We start from the raw sequence: 4,362 nt of genomic DNA, 5'->3' as shown, positions 1-4,362 counted from the left end.
GGGGAGCCGCAGGCGGATAGCCTGGTGAAGATCGGGGTGTGGTGAGGCCCAGGGCCGCTGCGCGGCCCATCGCTGGCAAGCCAGCTCCCACAGTTACCCCACTGCTCTCAGGCTGAGTGATAACCCTGTGGGAGCTGGCTTGCCAGCGAAGAGGCCCGAGAGGCCTCAGATGTTGCCGACCTTCTGCCACACCTTCGGTTTGAAGAACAACGTTTCGCCACGCGCCAGGTTGGTCAGGCTGTCGTGATCCTTGACCACTTCCGCCTCGATCAGCTCGCTCTGCCCTTCTACCTTCAGCGTCACCCGCGTGGTCGCGCCCAGCGGCCGGATATCACGCACTTCAGCCGCATGGTGGCCTTCCACCTCATGCCGCGACAGCGACACTTCATGCGGACGGAACAGCACGTGGTGGTCCTCGCTCAGGTGCAGACGGTTCGAATCGCCGAGGAAGTGGTAGACGAAATCGCTGGCCGGGTTCTCGTACACCTCGCCCGGCGAGCCGATCTGCTCGATCACGCCCTTGTTCATCACCACGATGCGGTCCGCCACTTCCATGGCTTCTTCCTGGTCGTGGGTCACGAACACCGAGGTCAGGTTGATGTCTTCGTGCAGGCGCGCCAACCAGCGGCGCAGCTCTTTGCGCACCTTGGCATCCAGCGCACCGAACGGCTCGTCCAGCAGCAGCACCTTGGGCTCCACCGCCAACGCCCGCGCAGCGCAATACGCTGGCGCTGGCCGCCCGACAGCTGCTCGGGGTAGCGGTCGCTGAGCCAGTCCAGCTGCACCATGCTCAGCAGCTCATGCACCTTCTCGGCAATCCGGCTTTCGCTCGGGCGCTCGCCCTTGGGCTTCATGCGCAGGCCGAAGGCGACGTTGTCGAACACGCTCATGTGGCGGAACAGCGCGTAGTGCTGGAACACGAAACCGACGTTGCGATCACGCACGTCGTGCCCCGACACGTCTTCGCCATGGAACACGATGCTGCCCTGGTCCGGGGTTTCCAGCCCGGCAATGATGCGCAGCAAGGTGGTCTTGCCACAGCCCGACGGGCCCAGCAGTGCCACCAGCTCGCCGCTGTGGATATCCAGGTTGATGCTGTCCAGGGCCTGGAAAGCGTTGAAGCGCTTGCTGACGTTACGAACTTCGATCGACATGAATTATTCCTCCGCTGCGCTTTGGCGCAGACGGTTAATGCGAGACTCGCTCCACTGCTTGAGCAGCAGGATGAAGAGCGCCAGGATCAGCAACAGGCTGGCCACGCTGAAAGCCGCGACATGGTTGTATTCGTTGTAGAGGATCTCGACATGCAGCGGCAAGGTGTTGGTCACCCCGCGAATATGCCCGGACACCACCGACACCGCACCGAACTCGCCCATGGCCCGCGCCGTACACAGCACCACGCCATAGATCAGGCCCCATTTGATGTTGGGCACGGTGACGTGCCAGAACATCTGCCAGCCGTTGGCCCCGAGCAGGCGCGCGGCCTCCTCTTCCTGGGTGCCCTGCTCCTGCATCAGCGGGATCAGCTCGCGCGCCACGAACGGCACAGTGACGAAGATGGTCGCCAGCACGATGCCCGGCAAGGCGAACACGATCTGGATGTCATGGTCTTGCAGCCACGGGCCGAAGAAGCCCTGCGCGCCGAACATCAGCACGTAGACCAGGCCCGCGATCACCGGCGACACCGAGAACGGCAGGTCGATCAGGGTCACCAGGATGCTCTTGCCACGGAAGCTGTACTTGCTCACGCACCAGGCCGCACTGACCCCGAACACCAGGTTCAGCGGCACCGAGATGGCCACCGCGATCAGGGTGAGCTTGAGCGCCGACAGCGCATCAGGCTCGAAGATCGCCTCGAAAAAGGTACCCAGGCCCATCTTCAGGCCCTGGGACACCACGATGAACAGCGGCAGCAGCAGGAACAGCGCGAAGATCAACCAGCCGAGGCCGATCAGCACGCGCCGTGAAACAGCGCTGCCACGGCGGGCAGCATTGGCCGAAGCGGCCACACCAAGTGTTGACGTAGACATGGCTCAGGCCTCCTTCAAGGGGTTTCGATGCGCCGCTGCAACAGGTTGATCAGCAGCAGCAGGATGAAGGAAACCACCAGCATCATCACGCCGATGGCGGTGGCGCCGGTGTAGTCGTACTGGTCGAGCTTGACCATGATCAGCAACGGCAGGATCTCGGTCTTCATCGGCATGTTGCCGGCGATGAAGATCACCGAGCCGTACTCGCCCACGCCCCGTGCAAAGGCCAGCGCAAAGCCGGTCAGCCAGGCCGGCAACAGGGCCGGCGCCAGCACGTAGCGGAACACCTGCAGGGGCTTGGCGCCCAGGCACGCGGCGGCTTCCTCGACTTCACGCGGGATGTCGGCCAGTACCGGCTGCACCGTGCGCACCACGAACGGCAAGGTCACGAAGGTCAGCGCCAAGGTGATGCCCAGCGGCGTGTAGGCAATCTTGAAGCCCAGGTCGGTGGCGAACTGGCCCACCAGCCCGGACGGCGCATACAGTGCGGTCAGCGCGATACCGGCCACCGCCGTGGGCAGCGCGAACGGCAGGTCGATCATCGCATCGATGATCTTGCGCCCCGGGAAGGTGTAGCGCACCAGCACCCAGGCCAGCAAGGTGCCGATCACGCCGTTGATCAGCGCGGCATAGAACGCGGTACTGAAACTGAGCTTGAGCGCCGCCAGCACCCGCGGTGCGGTGACGATGGCCCAGAACTGGTCCCAGGTGAGCTGCGCGGCATGCACGAACATGGCCGCCAGTGGTATGAGCACTATCAGGCTGAGGTACACCAAGGTGTAGCCCAGCGTCAGCCCGAAGCCGGGTATGACGGGGGAGATACGACGCGACATAAAAGTCCCTGGTTGAACGCATGAAGCCCGAGACGAATCCCGGGCCCATGCTGGCTACTGAATGGCGATTATCCTAACGGCCACGCATCACTGCGCCGTGTAGATCTGGTCGAACACACCACCATCGTTGAAGAACTTGGGTTGGGCAGTCTTCCAGCCACCGAAGTCTTTGTCGATAGTCACCAGGTCCAGTTTGGGGAACTGCTTGGCGTACTCGGCGGCGACCTTGGCGTCACGCGGGCGGTAGAAGTTCTCGGCGGCGATCTTCTGGCCGGCAGGGCTGTAGAGGTGCTTGAGGTATTCCTCGGCGATCTGCTCGTTGCCTTTCTTGGCAGCGTTCTTGTCGACCACCGCCACCGGCGGCTCGGCCAGGATCGACAGCGACGGCACGACGATGTCGAACTTGTCGGCGCCACCGTCTTCCTTGAGCGCCAGGAAGGCTTCGTTTTCCCAGGCCAGCAACACGTCACCCTGACCGTTGTTGACGAAGGTGATGGTCGAGCCGCGGGCGCGGTGTCCAGTACCGGCACGTGCTTGAACAGCGCCTGCACGTATTCCTGGGCCTTGGCTTCGCTGCCGCCGGCCTTCAGGCCGTAGGCCCAGGCGGCGAGGAAGTTCCAGCGCGCGCCGCCGGAGGTTTTCGGGTTGGGCGTGATCACCGACACGTCGTTCTTGATCAGGTCGCCCCAGTCCTTGATGCCCTTGGGGTTGCCCTTGCGTACCAGGAACACGATGGTCGAGGTGTACGGGGTGCTGGCGTCCGGCAGGCGGGTCTGCCAGTTTTCCGGGAGGGTCTTGCCGAGCTTGGCGATTTCGTCGATGTCGCCGGCCAGGGCCAGGGTCACCACGTCGGCGCGCAGGCCGTCGATCACCGCACGGCCCTGCTTGCCCGAGCCACCATGGGACTGCTGGATCTTCACCTTGTCGTCGGGATGCGCCTGCTGCCAGTGCTTGATGAATTCTGCGTTGTACTGCTGGTACAGCTCGCGGGTCGGGTCGTAGGACACGTTCAACAGCTCGTAGTCCTTGGCGATGGCGGAACCGGCAAAAACGGCGCTGGCGAGGGCGGCCAGGGCATAACGGCGAATGGACATGGTGAAGCTCCCGATTGGCGTATTTTTTTCTAATTGGGTGGCTGAATCAGCTGGGCTTGTTGCCCGGGCTTTGCAGGCGGAATTTTTCCTTGCGTTCGATCTGAACGACCTGGGCGTTGTGCACGGTGATTTCCACCGCGCCAAAGCGCAGGTCGCGCAAGGCGCTCTGGATCTCGCGCAGAATGGTGGCTTCGTCCTGTCCGTCAACGCTACGCAGGGATGCGCTCATGCTCGTGCTCCTGGAAATAAGGGGTGCCGTGCAGCTGCATCTGAAGGGGACGACTGCGCCTGGCTTGAGGGCAATCTTAGAGAGGGTCGAATATTCTTAAAAATACTATTTAAGAATTTTTATATAACTAAAAAATCGATTCCAGAGTGAGAGCGCGTCGCGCCCTTCGCTGGCAA

3 protein-coding genes and 2 pseudogenes are annotated in these 4,362 nt (G+C 62.7%); all 5 read right to left on the bottom strand.

Annotated features, from left to right (window positions below):
• Positions 1 to 165: 165 nt before the first annotated feature.
• The 5 genes and pseudogenes from G3436_RS23085 to oscA all read right to left on the bottom strand — a co-directional run bounded on the left by G3436_RS23085 (position 166) and on the right by oscA (position 4,186).
• Positions 166 to 1,154: pseudogene (locus G3436_RS23085) on the bottom strand (sulfate/molybdate ABC transporter ATP-binding protein).
• Between the two features lie 3 nt (positions 1,155 to 1,157).
• Complete coding sequence (cysW, locus tag G3436_RS23080) at positions 1,158 to 2,030, bottom strand: sulfate ABC transporter permease subunit CysW (protein WP_163949909.1); 873 nt, start codon at positions 2,028 to 2,030, stop codon at positions 1,158 to 1,160.
• Positions 2,031 to 2,044: 14 nt separating this feature from the next.
• On the bottom strand, positions 2,045 to 2,863 hold the full coding sequence (gene cysT / locus G3436_RS23075) for a sulfate ABC transporter permease subunit CysT (protein ID WP_163949906.1): 819 nt from the start codon (positions 2,861 to 2,863) through the stop codon (positions 2,045 to 2,047).
• 87 nt (positions 2,864 to 2,950) lie between these two features.
• Positions 2,951 to 3,957 (bottom strand): annotated as a pseudogene (locus G3436_RS23070) (sulfate ABC transporter substrate-binding protein).
• 46 nt (positions 3,958 to 4,003) lie between these two features.
• Positions 4,004 to 4,186, bottom strand: coding sequence for a sulfur starvation response protein OscA (gene oscA, locus G3436_RS23065; protein WP_007899630.1), 183 nt, complete (start codon positions 4,184 to 4,186; stop codon positions 4,004 to 4,006).
• Positions 4,187 to 4,362: the final 176 nt, after the last annotated feature.

This window comes from Pseudomonas brassicae (genome assembly GCF_010671725.1).
Lineage (GTDB): Bacteria > Pseudomonadota > Gammaproteobacteria > Pseudomonadales > Pseudomonadaceae > Aquipseudomonas > Aquipseudomonas brassicae.
Note: the sequence above shows the minus strand (reverse complement) of the source record. Positions and strands in the feature narration are given on the sequence as shown.

Excerpts from the sequence above, each read along its gene's own strand:
- cysW (WP_163949909.1), bottom strand. The coding sequence starts at position 2,030 with ATGTCTACGTCAACACTTGGTGTGGCCGCTTCGGCCAATGCTGCCCGC.
- cysT (WP_163949906.1), bottom strand. The coding sequence starts at position 2,863 with ATGTCGCGTCGTATCTCCCCCGTCATACCCGGCTTCGGGCTGACGCTG.
- oscA (WP_007899630.1), bottom strand. The coding sequence starts at position 4,186 with ATGAGCGCATCCCTGCGTAGCGTTGACGGACAGGACGAAGCCACCATT.